The organism is Shigella sp. FC1567, assembly GCF_001743015.1.
Classification (GTDB): domain Bacteria; phylum Pseudomonadota; class Gammaproteobacteria; order Enterobacterales; family Enterobacteriaceae; genus Escherichia; species Escherichia coli.
Map to the genome: position 1 here is coordinate 1 of NZ_MIIV01000345.1, position 723 is coordinate 723.

The 723-nt window shown below is 47.4% G+C and carries 1 protein-coding gene and 1 pseudogene; one reads left to right on the forward strand and one right to left on the reverse strand.

Annotated features, from left to right (window positions below; translation table 11 throughout):
- Window positions 1–319 (reverse strand): annotated as a pseudogene (locus BHE85_RS17560) (transposase); the annotation flags it as partial.
- Between the two features lie 156 nt (window positions 320–475).
- Here BHE85_RS17560 and BHE85_RS17565 point away from each other — a divergent pair.
- The coding region (locus BHE85_RS17565) for a transposase (RefSeq protein ID WP_000567707.1) at window positions 476–723 on the forward strand (248 nt) is incomplete at its 3' end.

The following is a 723-nucleotide window of genomic DNA, read 5'->3' on the forward strand; positions in this document are numbered from 1 at the left end:
TGTCGCCATTGTTCGATTAACGCGTATTTTTCAGCGACTCCTGTGCAAAATACGCTGTTGCTTTTTTTAATATATCTCGCTCAAGGCGAGCTTCATTTAACGCCTTACGCAGTTGCAGAATTTCAGATTCCAGTTCAGCCACCGTGCGGGAACCAGGAGTACCGAGCCCTTTTCTGGCGGCGGTAACCCATTGTCCTAAAGTGCCTTCAGGAAGGGATAATCGGGAAGCGCCTTCACTGATCGAAAGTTGATTTTCAAGAACCGTTCTGACAGCTTCGGCTTTGAACTCTTTAGAGTAACGTTGGTTTTTTCTGCTCATTATTAGCTCCTTCTGATGCCATTCTATTTCAGGAAGGAGTGTCCGTTAAACTCAGGCTACCTCAGTAGACTGGCCCCCTGAATCTCCAGACAACCTGTATCACTTAAATAAGTGATAGTCTTAATACTAGTTTTTAGACTAGTCATTGGAGTACAGATGATTGATGTCTTAGGGCCGGAGAAACGCAGACGGCGTACCACACAGGAAAAGATCGCAATTGTTCAGCAGAGCTTTGAACCGGGGATGACGGTCTCCCTCGTTGCCCGGCAACATGGTGTAGCAGCCAGCCAGTTATTTCTCTGGCGTAAGCAATACCAGGAAGGAAGTCTTACTGCTGTGGCCGCCGGAGAACAGGTTGTTCCTGCCTCTGAACTTGCTGCCGCCATGAAGCAGATTAAAGAACT